The following is a 20,876-nucleotide window of genomic DNA, read 5'->3' as shown; positions in this document are numbered from 1 at the left end:
TAATTTGGATTTGATGTCTGATTTTCAAATCAGTACTTGTATAAATATAAGTAATTTTCAGCGGATTTCTCCCAAGAAAAATTAAAATTCATATTATTTTCTATTAACATTTTCATCATTTTTTTATTTTCGAAAATTGTTAAAGCTCTTTGCATCGCATGGACAACACTTTCGGCATTAGCATCGGTAAAATTAAAACCACTTCCGCCACTCGAAATATCTTCTACAGTATCCTTCAAACCGCCTGTATATCTCACAATAGGAATCGTACCATATCGCATGGCGTACATTTGATTAAGTCCGCAAGGCTCCACGCGCGAAGGCATCAAAAGAAAATCTGCCGAAGCATAAATCTGGTGCGACAAATATTCTTTATACCCCAAATCTAGCGCAAAATTAAACTGATAAACTTTCTTAAGCTCTCGTAGTGAAGCCTCTAAATATGGATTTCCAGAACCTAAAACAATAATATTAAGCTTGCCATCGCTTTCTTTAATAGCTTGAGAAATTATTTCTGGCAGCAGATCTGCACCTTTTTCACCAGCAAATCTTCCAATAAATCCGAACAAAGCCAAATTGGGATCAAGATCATAAGCTTCACAAATCTGAACTTTATTTTTCCATTTTCCTATTTCGGCATTTTTAAGATCGAAATGCGCTTCAATCATCGGATCGGTTTTAGGATTCCAAACTTCGGTATCGATGCCGTTAATAATTCCAAAGGCTTTCTGCGCTTCTTGATGCATGAGACTTTCTAAACCTTGAAAACTTGAAAATAATTCTTCCAAATAACCTTTAGAAACGGTATTAAAAGCGTGGCTAGATTTTATCATCGCAGCCATCGGATTAATCCTCGAATTCCAGTCTAGAAGTCCAAATTTACTGGCATCAAAAAAAGGCAGATACTTGGACATTTCCCAACTCATACTGCCTTGATATTCGCCATTATGAATCGTGCCAATGGTTTTAACACCTTTCATAAATTTAAAACTTGGACAATTTTCAATCATAAAAGGCACCAAACCTGTGTGATAATCGTGACAATGCAAAATATCAGGGCGAATCCCCATCGCGGACAACCAATGCAAAACACCGTGCTGAAAAGCGATGAATTGCTCGGATTCATCATCATAACCATAGACTTTTTCGCGATCCAGAAGTCCCGGAATTTTAACTAAATATAAGTCAAAACCGAGTTTTCTATTTATTTCTTTATGAACGATAACTTGATACATCCGCTCAGCCTGATGAATAAAACCATCAAAAACAACTTCTAACTGGTTATCGTATACAAAAGCATTATTGTACCAAGGCATCACAACACTGGCATCCAAACCCATTTGATTTTGATATTTCGGTAAAGCGCCCACCACATCAGCCAGTCCGCCAACTTTTGCAACAGGATAACACTCCATAGAAAGGTGAAAAATTTTCATAAAGTTTTTGATATGTTTAATGTTCATTTTTTAGGATTAAACCAGACAAAGGCGGCAATCGCAAATCCATTGTATAAGCTCTTCCCATTAGTTTTTTAGAAAGTATTTTATTAATATTTGGAATAATGCCACTTCCTCCAAATTTTTTATCGTCAGAATTTAGTAATATTTTCCATTTTTTATCATCAACACCAACTTGATAATCCATGCTATTCGGTGTTAAATTAAGAATAATCATTAATTTCTCCGACTTAGATTTTCCTTTCCTTAAATAGATAAAAATCGAGTGATCGCGATCGTCTCCATTAACCCATTCGAAACCATGTTTGTCAAAATTTAATTCAAATAAAGCTTTTTCGCGGGAATAAATTTTATTTAATTCTTTAACAAATAATTGCAACTGTGCATGAATCGGATATTTTAATAAATCCCAATCGAGTTGCGTTTCAAAATTCCATTCATTAGTTTGCGCAAATTCGCTTCCCATAAAGAGAAGTTTGGCGCCTGGATTTGTAAACATATAAAGATACAAGGCTCGCAGATTGGCGTATTTCTGCCATTCGTCGCCAGCCATTTTATAAATTAAACTACTTTTACCATGCACAACTTCGTCATGCGAAAGCGGCATCATATAGTTTTCATTAAACATATAAAGGCTCGTAAAAGTCACCAAGTCTTGATGAAATTTACGATAAACAGGATCTTTTTTGAAATAATCCAAAGTGTCGTGCATCCAACCCATCATCCATTTCATGTCAAAACCAATTCCGTCTTCGCTAACCGATTTCGTTAACTTTGGAAAATCCGAACTTTCTTCAGCAATAGTCACCACATCAGGAAAATTTTTATGAACTGCTAAATTAAAATCTTGAAGAAAAGATTTGGCTTCCAAATTCACATTTCCACCATGGATATTAGGCTCCCATTCGCCATCGTTTCTGGAATAATCAAGATGCAACATCGAAGTTACCGCGTCAACACGAAGTCCGTCCGCATGATATCGATCCAACCAAAACATCGCATTACTTATCAAAAAAGATTTGACTTCTGGTCGTCCATAATTGAAAATATACGACTTCCAATCTGGATGAAATCCCTTGCGTGGATCTTCGTGTTCATAAAGAAAACTACTATCAAATCTATGCAAACCGTTAGCATCGCCAGGAAAATGCGAAGGCACCCAATCGAGAATAACGCCAATGTCATTTTGATGAAGTTGATCGATTAAAAACATTAAATCCGTCGGTGCTCCAAATCGCGACGAAGCCGCATAAAAGCCAGTAATCTGATAACCCCAACTTGGATCATAAGGATATTCCATCACAGGCATAAATTCGACATGCGAAAACCCCATTTCTTTAACATAAGGAATTAATTCGCTAGCAATTTCACGATAAGTTAAAAACTCGTCAGGATTATTTTTATTTTTTCGCCAAGATCCGAGGTGCATTTCGTAGACGGAAATCGGCGTTTTCATCACAGGAATATGTTGGCGTTTTAGCAACCATTTTTCATCGTGCCAAGCATACCAAGTCGATGCAATCACCGATCCTGCCTGCATCGCTTGTTCCATCTTAACTGCAAAAGGATCACTTTTTTCTAAAAATTCGTTTTTTTGAGTTTTGATGCTGTATTTATAAACATCCGAAATCTTAAGTTTAGGAATAAAAGTCTCCCAAATCCCCGACTGATCCCAGCGTCCAGTCAAAAAATTCTTACTGTGTTTCCAATTGTTAAAATTACCAATAACCGAAACTTCTTTTGCATTGGGTGCCCATACAGAAAAATAAATTCCATTTTCGCCATCAACAACAGCTTCGTGCGCACCAAATTTTTCATAAAGCTTAAAATGTTTACCCGCTCGAAACAAGTAAACATCCAGTTCTGTCCACAAAGAAAATGCATCGTGATTTGACATAAATAAGCTATTAGAAGTCGTTAACAACTATAGCAAGTTAATCATTAATTAGAAACTGACAAGTTAAATTTTAACACAAATCAATATTTAGAGTTTTTAAACATTTAATCACATTCACTTAACATTAAACAACAAAACAATTATTTTACAATTAATTATTACACAAATGTTAAAGATGTTGAAATATTTCATAAATTAGAAGTCATTAACACGAACGAAAAGATGAAGTTTAACCTGATGACGCTGGATGAAGATGATCGCGATGTCTACATAACAGGAAATTTTAACGCTTGGAATCCGAAAGATCCAAATTTTAAAATGACAAAAATTGACAATGCACATTATTTCATAGATATCGCCGATGAAAAATTGCCTGATATCATAGAGTATAAATTCACAAAAGGAGGTTGGGGGAACGTTGAAATCGACAAATACGACAACATTACAGCCAACAAAAAAGTAAAAAAAACAGATAAAGAATCAAATAATAAAGTCGAAAAATGGCGTATCAATTGGGGACCTTTCAAAAAAGAATTTTTCCCAAACGTAGAATTAATAGATGAAGCTTTCTACAGTCCACAATTGGACAAAACACGCAAAGTTTGGGCGCTTCTTCCCTACAATTATCACGAAACCGAACAAGATTATCCCGTTTTGTACTTGCAAGACGCACAAAATCTTTTTAATGAAAGTTCAGCTTTTGGAAATTGGGAAATCGACAAAAAACTAGCTTTGTTAGCAGAATACGGACGAGGAAATCTCATCGTGATTGCCGTAGAACACGGTAATAATGACAGAATAAAAGAATATATTTTTGACAACGAAGAAGTTACCGAAGGTGCAGAAGGCAAAAAATATTTAAGATTTATAACGGATACTCTTAAACCATTTGTTGACAAAAATTATAGAACCAAAAAAGATCGCGATAATACAGGTATTGGAGGAAGTTCGTTAGGTGCACTCATCAGCATCTATGCGGGATTTCTTTATCCTGAAGTCTATTCCAAATTGATGATTTTTTCGCCATCGCTTTGGGTAGAGCCGAATAATGATTTTCCGTTGATGAAATTTAGCAAAGCTTTTTACACCAAAGTTTATCTCTACGGCGGCGCAAAAGAAGGTTCGCAAATGGTTGAAAGAATAGAAAAATTCGAAACCGCTTTACAAACTTGGGAACTGCAAGATTATTTTAATTTTGAAACTAAAACAAGCATTAATGATGAAGGAACACATCAAGAATTCTATTGGTCGCAAGAATTTCCACGAGCGATAGAATGGCTGTATTATGATACGCTTGAAGATCCAACTACAATAAAAAAACAAACCTCTACAACTGAAAAAAATGGCTAAAAAAGATAGCATACAACAAACAATACAACTTTATACAACCGAAGATTGGTCAATTTCTAAAGCTGATTTTCCAAAAAATATTCAACTATTTTTTTCTGCGGAAGAGAAAGAATTTTTCGTGAGTGCAGAGGAAAATTCCGTTCAATATTTTATTGGTTTTGGAAAGAAAATATCAACTGCCAATCTTTTAGACATCGGAAAAAGTTTTTCTTACAAATACCGAAAATCTCTTCTTGCGCAAAAACTTGTTATTAAAAATGAGTTAACAGACGACGAGTTAGAAGCCTTTATCATTGGACTTTTCCAAGGGACTTATCAATATCCATTCAAAAATGAACATCCTTTTTGGAGTTCTGATTTTGAAATTGAGACATCAAAACAAGACAAAAAAACGATTAATGCCATTATAAAAGATGCGAAAGCCCTTTGTGTAGGACAATTCGCTGGAATGGATTGGCTTAACAAACCCGCCAATCAAAAGAAGGTTGATGATATTTCTTCATTTTTAAAAGAGATTTCAAAAAAATATAAACTCAAATACAAAGCTTACAATCGCGAAGAATCGATTAAAAAAGGCTTGGGTGCTTTTGTAGCGGTTAATCAGGGAAGTGCGATGGACGCGGCGTTCACGATTTTAGAATATCAAAGTTCTAAAAAATCTGCTCCGACGATTGGACTTGTTGGGAAATGCGTATTGTTTGATACAGGTGGAATTTCTATTAAACCTTCTGCAAATCTTCACTACATGAAAAGCGATATGGGAGGCGCTTCAGCGGTAATTGGCGCATTAATCTATGCTGCGGAAATGCAACTTCCAATTAATATCGTTGCGGTTTTACCAATAACGGATAATGCAGTTTCGGAAAAAGCTTATTTACCAAGTGATGTCGTAAAAGCCTACAACGGAAAAACCATCGAAATTATTGATACCGATGCCGAAGGCCGATTAACATTAGCCGACGGTCTTTCTTACATCACCAAAAATTACAAATTGGACCATCTTATTGACCTTGCGACTTTAACAGGAAGCAGCGTACGAATGTTCGGAAACACTTGTGGCGCCTATTTTTGTAACGACGAGCAACTTAATCAAAAACTACAATCTTCAAGCGAAAAAAGTCAAAATAGAATTTGGAATCTTCCACTTTGGGACGTTTGGAAATCTGAAATAACTTCGGATGTTGCCGATTTTAAAAACATTTCATTAAAACCTGTTGGCGACTGTATTGTTGCTGCAAAATTTTTGGAACAATTTATCAATGATCATCCATCGTGGGCACATCTTGACATCGCTGGTGTCGCCTACGGAAATGTCGAATATGCGAAAGATAAAGCGGCAACTGGCTATGGCGTACACTTGCTAGCACAACTTTTCAAAACTTATAATTGATGATACAAATTACAATATGATGGAAAAAACTATTGTCTGTATATCCTGTTACTACAAAGGATTTGACTTTATTGATGAAGCTAAAAAACTTGGCAACAAAGTCATTTTGATTACCTCTGAGTCTTTAAAAACCAAAGACTGGCCTTGGCATGCGATCGACGAAGTCTATTATATGTCGGAGATTGCACCTTCAACTTGGAATCTCGAACATCTTGTACAAGGATTTTCTTATTTAATGAAAATTCATCAGGTGGATGCAGTTGTTGCTTTGGACGATTACGATGTCGAAAAAGCAGCAATGATTCGCGAAACATACAGAATCCCAGGCATGGGACAGACGACACATCGTTATTTCCGTGACAAGTTGGCGATGCGTCAACAAGCTTTGGATAACGATATTAATGTACCTGAATTTTCATCGATATTTAATGATGCTAAACTAAACAAGTTTATTGAAGAACATCCAGGTCCGTGGGTTTTGAAACCTCGATCTGAAGCATCTGCAAGTGGGATTAAAAAAATAAAAGATCGTGAGCAACTATGGACTGCCATCGAAAATCTAAAAGAAGAACGTTACAAATTTCTCCTAGAAAGTTTTAAACCAGGGAAAGTTTATCATGTCGATTGTCTCGTTTATAAACATCAAATTGTTTTTGCATGTTGTTCGCAATATACATCACCACCGATGAAAGTGTCGCACGAAGGTGGAGTTTTTGCAACAAGGACTTTGGATCAAAATTCGGATTTTACAAAAGCACTTTTAAAAATCAACCAACAAGTTTTAGAAAAATTTGGAATTAAAAACGGCGCAACTCATAGCGAATTTATCTTCGGCGATGATGGACAATTTTACTTCCTAGAAACCTCATCACGAGTTGGTGGTGCGCACATTCCGGATATGATAGAAGCCGCAACTGGTGTTAATATTTGGAGAGAATGGGCAAGATTGGAAGATGCTTTATTACGCAAAAATGATTATTCAGTAGAGATTAAATCCAATCTTTTTGCTGGACTTTTAATTGCTTTAGCAAAGGAAAAAAATCCTGACACTTCGATTTTTAAATGTCCACAGATTTTCAAATTTTTATCCATTGACAATCACATCGGAATCGTTTTTAAATCCGAATCTGAACAACAAATTATTGAAGATCTCGACTGCGCCTCAGAAATTATCGCAGAAAGCATCCTCAATATTTTACCACCTACAGAAAAACCAACCTCTTAAACTCACAAAAATGCAAATCGAACATACAGAATATTATTCTCACATTTTGGGGAGAAACTTAAAAATCGAAATTACAGGACATTTTGGATATCCTATCATTATGTTTCCGACCTCGCAAGGTTCTTACACTCAGAATGCTGATTTTCATCTCAATGGAAGCATTTCCAGTTTTATAGATGATGGAAAAGTTAAGTTATACAATGTCGAAACCATTGACAAAGACACTTTTTATGCGGACCATTTATCACCCGCAGAACGCATCCGAAACTACGAAAGATACATTCAGTTTTTGGTGCAAGAATTTGTGCCTTCGATCCAAAAATTACATCAGACACATCGTGTAGCTGTTGCTGGTTGCAGTTTTGGTGGTTATCATGCTTCTAACTTTGCATTTAGATATCCAGATTTGGTATCGCATTTATTTTGTTTGTCTGGCGCTTTTTCGATTAGAAGTTTTATGGATAATTATCAAGATAATTTGGTGTATTTCAATTGTCCAGAAGAATTTATGCCAAATGATGAAGCTTGGAAATATCGACATATGCACATAGTATTAAGTACTTCTGACCAAGATATTTGTCTTGATAAGACTCGAAAAATGGCGGCTATTTTAGCAACAAAATCTATTAATTTTTGGTACGACGAAGCCAAATGGATTAACCACGATTGGCCACTTTGGCGCATGGTTTTCCCAAAATTTATCTCAAATTATTTTAATTAAATCATTTTAAAAACACATAAAAAAAGTACAATTATGGCTAAGAAAGTAGGAATATTATTTGGTATGGAAGACACGTTTCCATGGGCATTTATAGATAAAGTAAACGAATTAGGTAACGGCGAAATTATCGCAGAACCCGTTATGATTGACAAACTAGAGCAAGGTGCAGATTACGAATATGCTGTGATTATTGACAGAATTTCTCAGGATGTTCCTTTTTATCGTGCTTATCTTAAGAATGCCGCTGTTAATGGAACTTATGTCATCAACAATCCTTTTTGGTGGAGCGCTGACGAAAAGTTTTTCAATAATGCCTTGATGACAAAAATCGGAATTCCAGTTCCGAAAACAGTTCTTCTTCCATCACACGAAAGACCGACTAACACGTCAGAAACTTCATTTAGAAACTTAAAATTCCCGCACGATTGGGATTATATTTTTAACTATGTTGGCTTCCCTGCTTATATGAAACCTCATGATGGTGGCGGTTGGCGTAATGTTTACAGAGTTGAAAATCCAGATGATCTTTGGAATAAATTGTCAGAAACTGAACAACTAGTGATGATGGTTCAAGAAGAAATTGTCTTCGAAGATTATTATCGTGTTTATTGTTTGGGCAAAAAGTATGTTCACATTATGCCTTACGATCCACGTAATCCACATCATTTGCGTTACGTAACCGAGTCTAAATACGAAGGCGAACAATTAGAAAAAATTCTAAAAACCATTCATGATTATACTTTAAAAATTAATGAAGCTTTAGGATATGATTTTAACACAGTTGAATTCGCTGTAAGAGACGGAATTCCTTATGCAATCGATTTCTGTAATCCTGCGCCAGACGCCGATCGCAACTCCGTTGGTGAAGATAACTTCCAGTGGATTGTGGAACATTCTGCGAAATTAGCCATCGAAAAAGCCAAAGAATTTGTTTCTGGAAAACCTAATATTTCTTGGGGCGATTTCGTGAAAGATTCTGTTAAAAAATAGAGCTTTTCTAACATCAAAAACACAAACTATGCACAGATTTACGATAGGAGTTGAAGAAGAATACCAGATCATCGATGCCGAAACACGCGATTTGGTTTCACATGTTTCCAAGATCATTGAAGGCGGAAAAACACTTCTCAGCGAAAACCTAAAACACGAGATGCACGAATCCGTTGTCGAAATGGAAACTGGCATTTGTCAAAACGTTAAAGAAGCCAGAGAAGAGCTTACCAATCTTCGTCGTCATCTTGTAAAAGTGGCGCATGAGCAAGGACTTCGCGTTTCGGGAGGTGGCACACATCCATTTTCGCATTGGAAGAATAATGTCATCACCAAAGATGCTCGTTATGACAAGTTGGTAAACGACATGGGCGATGTTGCACGTTCTAATCTTATTTTCGGATTACACGTACACATCGGCATTCCTGATCGAGAAGAAGGCATCCGAATCCAAAATGTGATGCGTTACTTTTTGCCTCACGTTTACGCTTTGTCTACCAATTCGCCGTTTTGGGTTGGTCGTTTGACCGGTTTCAAATCTTATCGTCAAGAAGTTTTTGCAAAGTTTCCGAGAACCGGGATTCCGAGTTACTTCAGTAGTGTTGCAGAGTTTGATGCTTATGTTAATTTGATGATTAAAACAGGAACGATAGACAATGCTAAGAAAATCTGGTGGGATCTGCGTGTCCATCCATTCTATCCAACGATAGAATTTAGGATTTGCGACATGCCATTAACGATTGACGAAACCGTTTGTATGGCAGCTATTATGCAATGTTTGGTGGCGAAAATCTACAAAATGCATCAACAAAATATCAGCTTCCGATCTTATCGAAGATTGATGATTTCTGAAAATAAATGGCGTGCTTCTAAAGATGGAATCCACGCTAACTTAATCGATTTTGGAAAAGAAACCAGTGTTCCGTATTCCGATTTATTGGACGAACTTTTACTGTTTATCGACGATGTGGTGGACGAGCTAGATTGTCGTCAAGAAGTTGAATATTCGCGAGAAATTTTAAAAATGGGAACTGGCGCAGATCGACAGCTACAAGTCTTTAATGAAAGTGGCGGCGACCTAAAAGCGGTTGTTGATTACATGATTTTCGAAACCGAAAAAAATGTCATTTAGCCAGTCTTTAAAGACGTTTGAAAAGCCATTTGTTAATATTTGCTTAACTTTGCATAAATTTTTTGCAGTATGAATCAAGCAGTTAGAATCGCAATTTTGGATATGAATAACAATTTCCCCAACCAAGGATTGGCGAATATTATTCAGATTTCTGAAAATTTTAAAAATACAAACTCAGAGCAAATCAGCATCAAAGTTTTCGATGTTCGTTATAAAAACGAAATGCCAAATATTGAAGATTTTGATGTTTTCATTTCGTCAGGTGGTCCCGGAAATCCCCACAAAGAAGGTTTTGCATGGGAAGCACCTTACGCTAATTTCTTAAACGGAATTTGGGATTACAACAAAAATAACGAAGACAAAAAATACTTGTTTTTGATTTGTCACTCATTCCAATTAGCGGTTATCAATTGGAAGTTGGCGAATGTTTGTAAAAGAAAATCTTACTCGTTTGGTGTGATGCCAATCCATAAAACAGAGGAAGGCGAGCAAGAAGTTTTATTTAAAAATCTGCCAGAACCTTTCTACGCCGTGGATTCGCGCTCATACCAATGCATCGAACCAAACGATGATAAGTTAAACGAAATGGGAATGAAGGTTGTCGCAATCGAAAAGATGCGTCCGAATATCCAATTAGAAAGAGCATTGATGGCGATTCGTTTTTCGGATGAGATTTTCGGGACTCAATTCCATCCAGAAGCTAATCCTGCAGGCATGTTAGAAAATCTAAAAGATGAATCTAACAAACAAGCGATGATCAACAACTTCGGTATGGAAAAATATTTGGAAACCGTGGATAGAATTGATGATGAAGACAAAATTATTTTGACACAAAAAGAAATTTTGCCGAGTTTCTTAAAAATGGCTCAAGACAAAATTTTGCAAGCACTAGCTCATAGTTTGGATTAATTAACTTTTAAAAACAAAACACAAATGGTACCTAAATATAGAGATCAATTCAATCAAGAATTCACCAACGAAAAATACGAGTTGATGAAGGAGATGATACACGAAAAAACTGGACAATACACAGGTTTTCGCCTTTGCGAAACGCCAGTTTTTCTGCCCTATTCTTTTAGAGAAAAATTATTGTACGCTGCCGAATCTATTTTGGAACAAATTAATAAAATTCCAAAAGAGGTTTTTGATAAAGCTATTCCAGCAAACTGTTTCGTGCCAAATGATACAGACAAGCCGCACTTTTTGTGCATCGATTTTGGTATTTGTCGTGGCGCCGATGGCAAGCCAATGCCTCAGTTAATCGAGTTACAAGCTTTCCCATCTCTTTATGCTTTTGAAGAATTGCATCGAGATGTTGTTTTTGAAGTTTTTCCATTTTTGTCAGAGTTATCGCAGCGTATTCCGTACGATCAACTTATCGAGATTATGAAGGAAGTTATCGTAGGTGACGAAAATCCAGAAAATGTCATTCTTCTCGAAGTCTATCCTGAACGTCAAAAAACAAAAATTGATTTTAAAATCACAGAAGATCTTTTACACATAAAAACCGTTTGTCTTAGCAAGGTTAAAAAAAGAGGTCGCGAGATTTTTTATGAAAACGATAATGGCGAATTAGTTAGAATTAAACGTATCTACAACCGTATTATCTTGGACGAATTGGATAAAATCGAAGGTTTTGAATCGGAGTTTAATATTCGTGAAGATGTCGATGTAGAATGGGTAACACACCCAAATTGGTTTTATAAAATTTCGAAATATGTATTGCCTCTTTTGGAACATACTTACATCCCAGAAAGCTATTACGCCAACGAATTTCCGAGTGATGAAAATATTGAAGAATATGTCTTAAAACCTTTATATTCCTTTGCTGGTGGTGGTATTAACTTACATCCAACTAAAGAGACTTTAGCACAACTCGATGATCCTTCTCAATATATTTTACAGAAAAAAGTAGAGTATGCGGAAGTTTTCCGTGATCCAAATGGCGACTATGCAAAAGGTGAAATCCGAATGCTTTTCATTTGGAAACCTGGCGACGAATTCCCAACTTATCTTAATAATTTGGTGAGAATGACCAAGTCCGACATGGCGAATGTTGATTTTAATAAAGCCGACCAAATGTGGACAGGAAGCTCTTTTGCCTTGTTTGTGAAATAATTTTCCATTAAATTACAACTGAATTTTTTCAATGATAACAAAAAACGCCACATTACTTATGCGGCGTTTTTTTATTATACTTTTTTAATCACATTACTTTTATAAATGCGCTCTTAGCATCCAAGCCATTTTTTCGTGTTTTTCGAGAAGTCCTACCAAGAAATCTTCTGTACCGAAATCTTTAGAATCATCCATTTTTGCAACAACTTCACGAATGTAAGATATCACAGATTCTTGATCTTCTAACAAAGCTTTGATGAACGACTGACTGTCATTTTTACTAAGTTTTCTCTCTGACAACCTTGTTAACTGTACAAAGTCTTTTAGGCTTCCTGGCGCCATTTGTCCTAACTGACGAATACGTTCTGCAACCTCATCGATAATCTCTTCGAGCTCGTCATATTGACTTTCAAAAAAGACATGCATTGCGTGAAAATCTGCTCCTTCAACATTCCAATGTGCATTTCGAGTTTTCGTATAAAGAATATGTTCATCTGCTAAAAGTACAGAAAGCGCTTTTACATTATCCTTAATTTGTTTTGCATCTAATCCGATTGAAATTTTCATACTATTTTATTTTTAAATTAATTCAATTTTATTTGACAAAACTAAAGCAAATAGCCTACCAATAAGACTTTTATTAATTCAAAAAGGGAAAACAACAAAAAGACAAAATCTATCAACAATTATATTTTCGATAGACATATGAAATATTTACAATTTTTCTTTTAAAAAGTCTATGGTTTTCTCGGTAACAAATTTTAAATCTTTTGGCATTTGTTTTTCTGACCAAGGTTCAAAACTTCCAAAACCGTGATCACCGTTTTCAATAACCAATAATTCCGAGTTTTTTGCCCATTGATGAAGCAATTCTGCCTCTCGTAAATTAACCGTTTCGTCCGCCGAACCATGAATTATTAAATAAGGAATCAATAATTTTTTAACAGCATTCTCGATCGTAAAACGTTCTTCATTGGCTTTAAAATCTTCAAAAAACTGAAAATAATGTGGCATCTGTTGTTTGGTTCGTTTATTCTCGATATAGAGAACGCCAGCTTTTTTAATTTCGGGCAACATTTCTTTTGGAGGAAAACGCGATGCATAATCCGAAATCCCTGCAAAATCCACCAAAGCTTTAATACGATGATCTTCGGCAGCTTGTATAATGACATTTCCGTTGCCACGACTATGACCAATTAAAGCAATTTTGGAAGCATCAACCTCTGGTAATTTAGAAAAATAATCGATTACAAATGTTAAATCGCTCATCTCTTTAGAATAGTTATTATGACCAAAAGCCTCCAAATCTGCAAAATTAGAAGTATCATCCAAAGTCGTCCCGTTGTGAGAAAAATTAAATTTCACAAAATAAAAACCTGCCTCAGCAAATGCTTCAGCAAGATAATGCCAAGCACCCCAATCTTTAAAACCTTTATAACCATGCACTAAAATGACCAACGGCAATTTATTATCATTTTTTTTATAATAAGCGTCGGCTAAAAATGATTTGGTTTCGGGATTGGTAAGGACAATATTTCTGTTAATTTCGATGGACATATTTTATTTTTAAAGTTATAAAAAAGCTAGCAAAGTCAATTGTTAAAAAAACAGATGGCTTAATTTTTGAAACTTAAAAACAAACAAAATTTAAAATAGAACATGAGACCAAGATTTATAATCACAGCAACAATAGCAACAGTGGCAGTAGCGGGAGTATCCCACTCTTGTGTCGCTTTAGCAACCTCTAGTATTGGACTTTCAATTATTAAAAAAATACTAATTGGCGGTATTACAAGTGGCGTTTCGACATTTCAAAACAAAGAAGCTTTTATGTCGAATAGTTTAATTGACCAAGCGATGCCCTCACAACTACGAAGTATCAATTCAACTTTAACAAGTCTTGGCCTTTCGAATTTAGTTAACAAAGAAAAAGAATACATCGCCGAAGCAGCGGCTTTTACATCAAAATTTGCAGAACCTATTTTAATAAATGGTGTTAACAGCTTAACGACTGATGATGCTGCTAGAATTGCCCAAGGTGGATCTGGTATTGCATCGCAAATTCTTCGCGAAAAAACAGAATCTCAATTGGTTGCTGCTTTGGCGCCAGAAGTTGATAAAAAATTAAATGAATTTGGAATCGTAAAAACCATTAATACAGCATTAAAAGGCAACAATATTTTGGGAAGTTTATTAGGTCAAAACAATAACAGCACTAGCGCAAGTATGTTGAGCAATTTGGCTTCTCAGCAACTTGTAAATGGTATGTTTGCACTTATTACAAATTATGAAAAACAAAACACAGATGTATTAACCAATGCATTGAAAAAATAAATATTAACCAAACACAGTTATTATGAACACCAACAGATTATCAAAAAAAATGCAAGAAGCTCTTATCAAACAGATGACAAAGGAAGCGCATGCGTCGCAGATATTTTTGTCACTTGGGGTTTGGGCTGATACGGAAGGTTATGCTGGAATTGCGAATTTCTTATACCGACATTCGCAAGAAGAACGCAATCATATGATAAAATTTATGAGGTATATTTTGGATCGTGGTGGAAAACCTAAAGTTGAAGCTATTGCAGCGCCACCTGCTAATCCAAAAACACTTACCGATTGTTTTAATAAAGTCTTTGAAAGCGAAGTAGACAACACCTCTGCAATCTACAAATTGGTAGATTTAGCCTTTGAAGAAAAAGATTGGGCCACTTGGAATTTTATGCAATGGTTTGTAAAAGAACAAATTGAAGAAGAAAAATTAGCACTTGGACTTATCGACAAATTGAAAATCGCTGGTGGTGATAAAGCAACCGACGAGTCACTTTTCAACTTGGATAAAACCCTGGCACAAACGCCAGACGATGAACCGCTACCGCAAGAAGCAACGGCTGACAATCCATAGCGGAATAAAAATAAAATATCATTACCTTTGAGTTTCCGAACTGTTTCGGAAACTTTTTTTAAACCTAAAATTATGGCAGAAATTATTAATAGTGATCATAAAAATCCAGAAGAATTTTATAAATCGCTTCATGAAAAATTGACCGAACATCACAATTTTCCAGAAGAATATTTATACAAATTTATCGTACCAAGCGACTCTGGAAAGATTACAGAAATCATGAAGGTATTCGACGGACTTCAACACACTTTCACCAGTAGAGATAGTAAAAATGGTAAATACACTGCATGTACAATACAATGTTTTGTGTTAGATGCTGACCAAGTTATCGATATTTACAAAAAAGTTGCAGAAATTGAAGGCGTTGTCATGCTTTAATAACAATAGCAAAAAATAAAAAACCTCTAGAAATCCTAGAGGTTTTTGTTTTAAACTTTAATAAAAGAGAAGACCGCTCTTTCGAGTCGGTCCTCCCAAACAATTACTTTCGCAGAAATTACTACTTTTTAATTACTTTTTGTACATCTACTTTTCCGTTAACATCTGTTATTTTAACAACGTAAATACCAACAGGAAGTGTACTAAGTTCTAAATCAATTTTCGACTGATTAACTTCTTTTTGTAAAGTTTTAGCACCAGCTAAGTTGAAAATTTCAATAGTTCTAATCTGTGTTGCAGAGTTAACTGTCAAAGTATTAACAAAAGGCACTGGATACACCTTTGTTTTCTCTTGCTTTATAGGGTTTTGTGTTTCTAATGTAGAACAGTCTGTTAATAAATTATAAGCGACTTCAAAATCTTGTTTTACCCAAACAGCATCCATATATCTTGTGAAAGCAGGCATACCTATGTAACTACTTATTTCGGCACTAGCCATTGTTGCATAGTAATTTGTTGCTAACTCTAACCAATAAGTTGTGGATTGGCTTCCATCCAAAACTAATGTTTCGTCAAATAATACTTTAACTTTAAATATATAGAATGAAGAGGTTTCATCTAATGGTATTTCTTCGACTAACTCTCTTGTAAAAGTATAAGGTAATTTTGCTTTTAAAATGTTGCTAGGTTCTTGTAAAGTTGCGTCATGTGATCTTAGATTCAAATCTAAAACTCGAGGAGTGTTTAGATCTGCGCTCGTGCCTAGCAAGGTTAAACCAAGTTCTATACCATTTACTTTTAATTGTTTATTAGGTTCAACAATGATATCTAAAGATTGTGTTATTAAGCCTAGTGAAAACGCTAACATATCTCCTGTAAGAGCACCATCTGTAGGATCATCTCCTGATAAAACAACCTGCGTACACATATCCTGCTGACATTGTGCAATTAATTGGTACACAAGCTCAAAATCATTGTTAATTTGCCAGTCTGTGGTAACAGTATTTTTGTAAGCAATCTTCTTATCGTTTTGGAAAATTGGATTAACCTCTACGTAAGCTGCATCTGTTATTAATTTCAGCCATTTTCTTGTTCCTAAAGTAATATCTGCAATAACTGGTTTGTCAAAAATAATTTTATAATTATAGAAAGACTTACCGTCACGTACATAAGCCAAAGTTTTACTTTCTACTGTACCATTAATTGTTGAAATTAAAGAACCTGGTAATCCATTTTGATCATTCAATTCTTCAAAATTAATACTACCTGTAGTGTCAGCCATAGTAAGGTTAATACCTTTAATAGTAGAAGTTTTACCTTGTAACATCTGAATGTCAAAAGCTAGTTCTTGAGCATTTGATCCAGCATTTTCGAGGTTAAAGAAACCCTTGATAGCTGGTATACCTGTAGCGCAATCAATATCAAGTGGATTAGTTTGTAAACTTGGCTTTACACTTTCGGTAAAAGTAGAACTATCGGCAGAACAATCTTCACCCGCATGCGTGTACCATCTTATATAACCCGTTACTGATGATAACCAAGAAAAATCTTGTTCTGTTGCAGTACGATAAGTAGATCCTGTACTCGCATCTTTAATAGTTGAAAACACACCTGTTTTACTAATTTTAAAATCGTAAGTCACGCCTTCCATAACAAAAACATCTGTATAGGCACCAGTTTTTGCTGAAGTTGTAATCGTTTGATAATCATTAACATTTTTAGGTACAAAAGCATTGGTTAAATTAGAACCATTAACAGCAGAGTCACAACCTTGCGGATTAATGATATTAATAGTGTAGTCTTCCACTTGCCCATAAGTATTACCAAGATCACAACCAGAGGTCGCATAAACAACAGGTGTTGCTGTAGTTTGTCTTTTCATAACTCTCATCCTTGTAACACCCTCTAGTGCACTACCAGGAATAGTTATTGTTGCTGTCAGAATTTTATCATCAGTTCCTGTTGAGTTTGTAATTGTCCCAATTTCAAAACGTTCTTTTTTCCCTTCTAGATCATCATATCTTTGGGGGCCCAAAATGCCATCATGATTAAAATCGATAAAAACTGTAAAACTAGCCTTATAGTTACCTTCGGTATTACCTTGAAGCTTAATTTCGTATGTTTTATAACGACCTAGATCTGTACTCATACTTGTAAAATCTTCATATCCTACAGCCGATGTTGCGGCTGTTCTATTGTTAATGGTACCGATCGAAACCCAAGTCAAGGCTTCGGGATCGCTAACGTTTGGTGTACAATAGTTTGCTATAGGTTTGGCCTTTTTCGGATTGTTGTTTGTTTTATTTGCAAATAATGACATTGCTGATAAAAACAAACAAAAAATGATTAGAGATTTTTTCATAATATATAATGATTAGTTTTTGATAATTTTTTTAGTTACAACGCCTTCGGTCGAATGTAATTTTAAGATGTAAACACCTTTTGTTAGGTTGGAAGTATCTACACTTCTTTTTTGCAATGAAGCGTTAATAGTCTGTGAAGAAACTAGATTACCAAGCATATCAAATATTTCAGCTTTTAGAACATTTTCATTAGTCATTACATAGACTACATCTTTAGCTGGGTTAGGATAAATACTGATATTAGATGTATTAACTTCATTCGAAGAAAGAACTTTACAGTCCTCTGGAAGATCAAAAGCTTCTGTACCATCAATTCTGGAAGCAGATGTGCCTTGTTTAGCACTAAAACCTAAACCTCTTTTTGCAAAAGCTTCCCAAATGATACATTTGTTATCACCATTAAACATAGCTTGATCGGCTTGTAAAATTGCATCACGTCCTTCCACAAAACCAGGATTAGGAACTTGCATTTTTTGTCCTTGCAAAACAAGATCTAAAGCCATATTGTTACCACCTTGGTTAGATTTATGATCAGGATTAAAACCATATTTGTTAACAAACTTCCAATGCATTTCCCAAAGCATAACTGCCCATAAATAACCTGTAGGATGCTCTAGATTTTCACCAGGGCCAATAACTTTAAGGTAGTCGTAAGTATGAGGATTAACACTCATATCGGTTGTATAAGGCTTCACACGTAGACCGCCGCCACCGAAAGCGTAGCTACCCATATCAATTTGATCTGTGTCTACTTGGTTAGCTTGTTGTGTTAGGTTAAGTGCAACATAATCGCTCCAACCCTCATTCATACCTTCTTCGCCTCCCATAGCACTACCAGTTATACGTCCAGATACAGCATGTGTGTACTCGTGTAAGATAACTTGACTATCAAAACCACTATCTCTTTTGTTAATTCCAAATTCTTCAGACGGTAATGTAACTTGTGGAGCCGTTCCGTCTACTATAGATTGTTTTAACTTATTCGCTATATCGAGCTCGATAGCGACCGCTGGAAAATTCAAATTACTATTGTCTCCAGTACCTTCAACTGCTATACTAAGTGGAAGAGGATTTGTTGAATTATTGAGGAAAACAATACCTTTAGGATGATAAGGTAAAACATTAACAATTTTATCATTGAAAAGACAGTTTCCTCTATCAATTAAAACAATTTTATCTTGTAAAGCGGCTCCGTTAATTACTGGTTCGCAACCATCGTGTACATTAGCACCAGTACCATCATCCAATAACGCTATATCACCGGTAACTACAGGATCAACTCCATAATTATAAGCCGAATTATTACCATAAGATCCGTGATATGTACCTTGATATATTCCAGTATTAATATCAAACACACCAGCACCTTCCTTCGTTGTTTCAAAAGTGAAAAAACAAGTAATTGGCGCCTTAAAAAGTCTAATATTATAAATCATAAATGCATTATTTATGGTTCTATGCTCCTCTCCAAGCCCCGCAACAGTTATCCCCGTTGTATGAAATCCTTCGCCGCTATTAGCTTGAAAACTTCCTGCTTTAGGATTAAAACCATGATAGTGTAAAATGTCATGTATCGAATTAATGGAATAAAACATTTGCGTTGTAGAAGCATTGGCATAAGCTACTGGATTATAATTAATCGACGCTCCAGGATTTGGAAAATCAAACAACAAATTCTCTCCCCCATATGCTTCTTCTTTTAATTGACCTAAAGCAAGGTCAGCTAATAAACCGTTACTTCCAATAATCAAATCACTAGCAGTACCATCTGTATCCGAGCTCACGCGAGCATTATTACCAACAGTATGATAAGCTGTTAATGGCATAGGTGCCTGAGCACTTCTAGGTACGTTTAATAACTTATGCCAACCTTCCTTCGATGCAACAGGATCATCAGCATTGGTAACCAACTCAAAACTATGTTTTAAGGGACTTTCATAATTTGCAGGAATTACTCTATATGTCCCCGAATTTGAAGCAACACTAGACTCTTTATAACCATCATAAATCCATTTATAATCTTCGGGATTGTTTTTAATAACTGTATTATTTTTTCTTGCTACCGCATCGAAACTACAGTCACTAACAACAGATGCTCTTGACAATAAGTCACCAGTATTTGCATCAATAACAACTTCATATAATGGAATTTTTTCGGCTTTGCTATTAACATCTGGCATCGCCGCAAGCATTATCCATGCTAATTTTAAACCATTTTCGGATTGATAATAATTAAGAAGTTCATCTTTATCAGCGAAAAGAATGCTATTATTATCCGACTTACTTGTTTGTGAATAATGCTTATAATTTTCAAGATCTTTAACAACTACAAGTTTCTTCGCAACTTTTCCTGCATATTTTTCCATAGCCTGTTTCGCAGTGAGACCTGCTTTGGGACTATTTGCATTATCTAACTTAAAGTTATTATTAAAACTAAGCACTTTCTTGTCTTTAACTTGAAAAGTACCGAAGCTTTGATACACAGGTATATTATTAACAACTTGTTGGATCTTGACATAATCTGCAACATTATCTCCAATTACGTTTTCGTTAACGACCGCATATTCAAGATTTGAAAACTGACTTGATGCTTTCTTATTATTAACATCGACAGTTTGATTTTTCAAATAACTATCTACAACCTGTACAGAAGACTGGGCATGTAGACCACTTGCTACTAATGCTAAAAGTAGTATGTAATTCTTTCTCATTTTAATCTTACAATTATTTGATCTAAAATTAACATTAATACAACCTCAATACCGTTTACCTTATATACAATTAGTCTTTGTCTACGAATTGTATACGCCTACATATTGTAATATATGTATAATAATCAATACTTTAGCACACACAAAACCAAAACACCATATACAACAAGTACATACACTGTATACAATTGAAACAAGTCAAACTATAAAATAAAAAAAGTATCAGCCTCACAAAA

General features: G+C 35.2%; 17 protein-coding genes. 11 read left to right on the top strand and 6 right to left on the bottom strand.

Annotation, left to right across the window (positions count from 1 at the left end; translation table 11 throughout):
• Positions 1-29: 29 nt before the first annotated feature.
• Complete coding sequence (locus tag B5X62_RS04615; RefSeq protein ID WP_245797153.1) at positions 30-1,463, bottom strand: glycogen synthase; 1,434 nt, start codon at positions 1,461-1,463, stop codon at positions 30-32.
• Positions 1,453-3,354, bottom strand: coding sequence for a 1,4-alpha-glucan branching protein GlgB (gene glgB / locus B5X62_RS04610; protein ID WP_079666224.1), 1,902 nt, complete (start codon positions 3,352-3,354; stop codon positions 1,453-1,455). The genes B5X62_RS04615 and glgB overlap by 11 nt, the downstream gene beginning before the upstream one ends.
• Positions 3,355-3,576: 222 nt before the next feature.
• Here glgB and B5X62_RS04605 point away from each other — a divergent pair, with 222 nt between their 5' ends.
• From B5X62_RS04605 to B5X62_RS04570, 8 genes are all read left to right on the top strand, one after another.
• The gene (locus B5X62_RS04605) at positions 3,577-4,704 is read left to right on the top strand and encodes an alpha/beta hydrolase (RefSeq protein ID WP_079666223.1); all 1,128 of its coding nucleotides are present in this window, start codon (positions 3,577-3,579) and stop codon (positions 4,702-4,704) included.
• Positions 4,697-6,094, top strand: a complete 1,398-nt coding sequence (locus tag B5X62_RS04600; RefSeq protein WP_079666222.1) for a M17 family metallopeptidase — start codon at positions 4,697-4,699, stop codon at positions 6,092-6,094. Before B5X62_RS04605 ends, B5X62_RS04600 begins: the two co-directional genes overlap by 8 nt.
• Before the next feature lie 19 nt (positions 6,095-6,113).
• Positions 6,114-7,319, top strand: a complete 1,206-nt coding sequence (locus B5X62_RS04595; protein WP_317041888.1) for an ATP-grasp domain-containing protein — start codon at positions 6,114-6,116, stop codon at positions 7,317-7,319.
• A gap of 10 nt (positions 7,320-7,329) precedes the next feature.
• The gene (locus B5X62_RS04590; protein WP_079666220.1) at positions 7,330-8,040 is read left to right on the top strand and encodes an alpha/beta fold hydrolase; all 711 of its coding nucleotides are present in this window, start codon (positions 7,330-7,332) and stop codon (positions 8,038-8,040) included.
• 33 nt (positions 8,041-8,073) lie between these two features.
• The gene (locus B5X62_RS04585; protein WP_079666219.1) at positions 8,074-9,030 is read left to right on the top strand and encodes an ATP-grasp domain-containing protein; all 957 of its coding nucleotides are present in this window, start codon (positions 8,074-8,076) and stop codon (positions 9,028-9,030) included.
• Positions 9,031-9,058: 28 nt separating this feature from the next.
• Positions 9,059-10,162, top strand: coding sequence for a carboxylate-amine ligase (locus B5X62_RS04580; protein ID WP_079666218.1), 1,104 nt, complete (start codon positions 9,059-9,061; stop codon positions 10,160-10,162).
• Between the two features lie 69 nt (positions 10,163-10,231).
• Positions 10,232-11,071 carry a type 1 glutamine amidotransferase gene (locus B5X62_RS04575; protein ID WP_079666217.1) on the top strand — a complete coding sequence of 280 codons (840 nt, stop codon included), beginning with the start codon at positions 10,232-10,234 and terminating at the stop codon, positions 11,069-11,071.
• Between the two features lie 24 nt (positions 11,072-11,095).
• A complete protein-coding gene (locus B5X62_RS04570; RefSeq protein WP_079666216.1) occupies positions 11,096-12,280 on the top strand; it encodes a hypothetical protein in 1,185 nt (394 codons plus the stop codon).
• A 99-nt stretch (positions 12,281-12,379) separates the two neighbouring features.
• Here the strand turns inward: B5X62_RS04570 and B5X62_RS04565 are convergent, their stop codons facing one another.
• Together B5X62_RS04565 and B5X62_RS04560 are read right to left on the bottom strand one after the other, a co-directional pair.
• Complete coding sequence (locus B5X62_RS04565) at positions 12,380-12,847, bottom strand: Dps family protein (RefSeq protein WP_079666215.1); 468 nt, start codon at positions 12,845-12,847, stop codon at positions 12,380-12,382.
• A 147-nt stretch (positions 12,848-12,994) separates the two neighbouring features.
• Positions 12,995-13,837, bottom strand: coding sequence for an alpha/beta hydrolase family protein (locus B5X62_RS04560; RefSeq protein WP_079666214.1), 843 nt, complete (start codon positions 13,835-13,837; stop codon positions 12,995-12,997).
• Between the two features lie 102 nt (positions 13,838-13,939).
• Here B5X62_RS04560 and B5X62_RS04555 point away from each other — a divergent pair, with 102 nt between their 5' ends.
• The 3 genes from B5X62_RS04555 to B5X62_RS04545 all read left to right on the top strand — a co-directional run bounded on the left by B5X62_RS04555 (position 13,940) and on the right by B5X62_RS04545 (position 15,566).
• On the top strand, positions 13,940-14,614 hold the full coding sequence (locus tag B5X62_RS04555; RefSeq protein ID WP_079666213.1) for a DUF4197 family protein: 675 nt from the start codon (positions 13,940-13,942) through the stop codon (positions 14,612-14,614).
• Positions 14,615-14,636: 22 nt separating this feature from the next.
• A complete protein-coding gene (locus B5X62_RS04550; protein ID WP_079666212.1) occupies positions 14,637-15,188 on the top strand; it encodes a ferritin in 552 nt (183 codons plus the stop codon).
• 72 nt (positions 15,189-15,260) lie between these two features.
• Entirely contained in the window at positions 15,261-15,566 is a 306-nt protein-coding gene (locus B5X62_RS04545) for a DUF493 family protein (RefSeq protein WP_079666211.1), read from the top strand.
• A 121-nt stretch (positions 15,567-15,687) separates the two neighbouring features.
• Here B5X62_RS04545 and B5X62_RS04540 read toward each other — a convergent pair whose 3' ends face one another.
• Both B5X62_RS04540 and B5X62_RS04535 read right to left on the bottom strand, forming a co-directional pair.
• The gene (locus B5X62_RS04540; RefSeq protein ID WP_159447626.1) at positions 15,688-17,886 is read right to left on the bottom strand and encodes a T9SS type A sorting domain-containing protein; all 2,199 of its coding nucleotides are present in this window, start codon (positions 17,884-17,886) and stop codon (positions 15,688-15,690) included.
• Positions 17,887-17,940: 54 nt separating this feature from the next.
• Positions 17,941-20,640, bottom strand: a complete 2,700-nt coding sequence (locus B5X62_RS04535; protein ID WP_079666209.1) for a M36 family metallopeptidase — start codon at positions 20,638-20,640, stop codon at positions 17,941-17,943.
• Positions 20,641-20,876: the final 236 nt, after the last annotated feature.

Source organism: Soonwooa buanensis (genome assembly GCF_900167905.1).
GTDB lineage: Bacteria > Bacteroidota > Bacteroidia > Flavobacteriales > Weeksellaceae > Soonwooa > Soonwooa buanensis.
Note: the sequence above shows the minus strand (reverse complement) of the source record. Positions and strands in the feature narration are given on the sequence as shown.

What these genes read in the sequence shown, in the direction of transcription:
- B5X62_RS04590 (WP_079666220.1), top strand. Translation starts at nt 7,330, where the DNA reads ATGCAAATCGAACATACAGAATATTATTCTCACATTTTGGGGAGAAAC.
- B5X62_RS04550 (WP_079666212.1), top strand. Translation starts at nt 14,637, where the DNA reads ATGAACACCAACAGATTATCAAAAAAAATGCAAGAAGCTCTTATCAAA.
- B5X62_RS04580 (WP_079666218.1), top strand. Translation starts at nt 9,059, where the DNA reads ATGCACAGATTTACGATAGGAGTTGAAGAAGAATACCAGATCATCGAT.
- B5X62_RS04555 (WP_079666213.1), top strand. Translation starts at nt 13,940, where the DNA reads ATGAGACCAAGATTTATAATCACAGCAACAATAGCAACAGTGGCAGTA.
- B5X62_RS04570 (WP_079666216.1), top strand. Translation starts at nt 11,096, where the DNA reads ATGGTACCTAAATATAGAGATCAATTCAATCAAGAATTCACCAACGAA.
- B5X62_RS04575 (WP_079666217.1), top strand. Translation starts at nt 10,232, where the DNA reads ATGAATCAAGCAGTTAGAATCGCAATTTTGGATATGAATAACAATTTC.
- B5X62_RS04615 (WP_245797153.1), bottom strand. Translation starts at nt 1,463, where the DNA reads ATGAACATTAAACATATCAAAAACTTTATGAAAATTTTTCACCTTTCT.
- B5X62_RS04565 (WP_079666215.1), bottom strand. Translation starts at nt 12,847, where the DNA reads ATGAAAATTTCAATCGGATTAGATGCAAAACAAATTAAGGATAATGTA.
- B5X62_RS04540 (WP_159447626.1), bottom strand. Translation starts at nt 17,886, where the DNA reads ATGTCATTATTTGCAAATAAAACAAACAACAATCCGAAAAAGGCCAAA.
- B5X62_RS04605 (WP_079666223.1), top strand. Translation starts at nt 3,577, where the DNA reads ATGAAGTTTAACCTGATGACGCTGGATGAAGATGATCGCGATGTCTAC.
- B5X62_RS04595 (WP_317041888.1), top strand. Translation starts at nt 6,114, where the DNA reads ATGGAAAAAACTATTGTCTGTATATCCTGTTACTACAAAGGATTTGAC.
- glgB (WP_079666224.1), bottom strand. Translation starts at nt 3,354, where the DNA reads ATGTCAAATCACGATGCATTTTCTTTGTGGACAGAACTGGATGTTTAC.
- B5X62_RS04600 (WP_079666222.1), top strand. Translation starts at nt 4,697, where the DNA reads ATGGCTAAAAAAGATAGCATACAACAAACAATACAACTTTATACAACC.
- B5X62_RS04585 (WP_079666219.1), top strand. Translation starts at nt 8,074, where the DNA reads ATGGCTAAGAAAGTAGGAATATTATTTGGTATGGAAGACACGTTTCCA.
- B5X62_RS04560 (WP_079666214.1), bottom strand. Translation starts at nt 13,837, where the DNA reads ATGTCCATCGAAATTAACAGAAATATTGTCCTTACCAATCCCGAAACC.
- B5X62_RS04545 (WP_079666211.1), top strand. Translation starts at nt 15,261, where the DNA reads ATGGCAGAAATTATTAATAGTGATCATAAAAATCCAGAAGAATTTTAT.
- B5X62_RS04535 (WP_079666209.1), bottom strand. Translation starts at nt 20,640, where the DNA reads ATGAGAAAGAATTACATACTACTTTTAGCATTAGTAGCAAGTGGTCTA.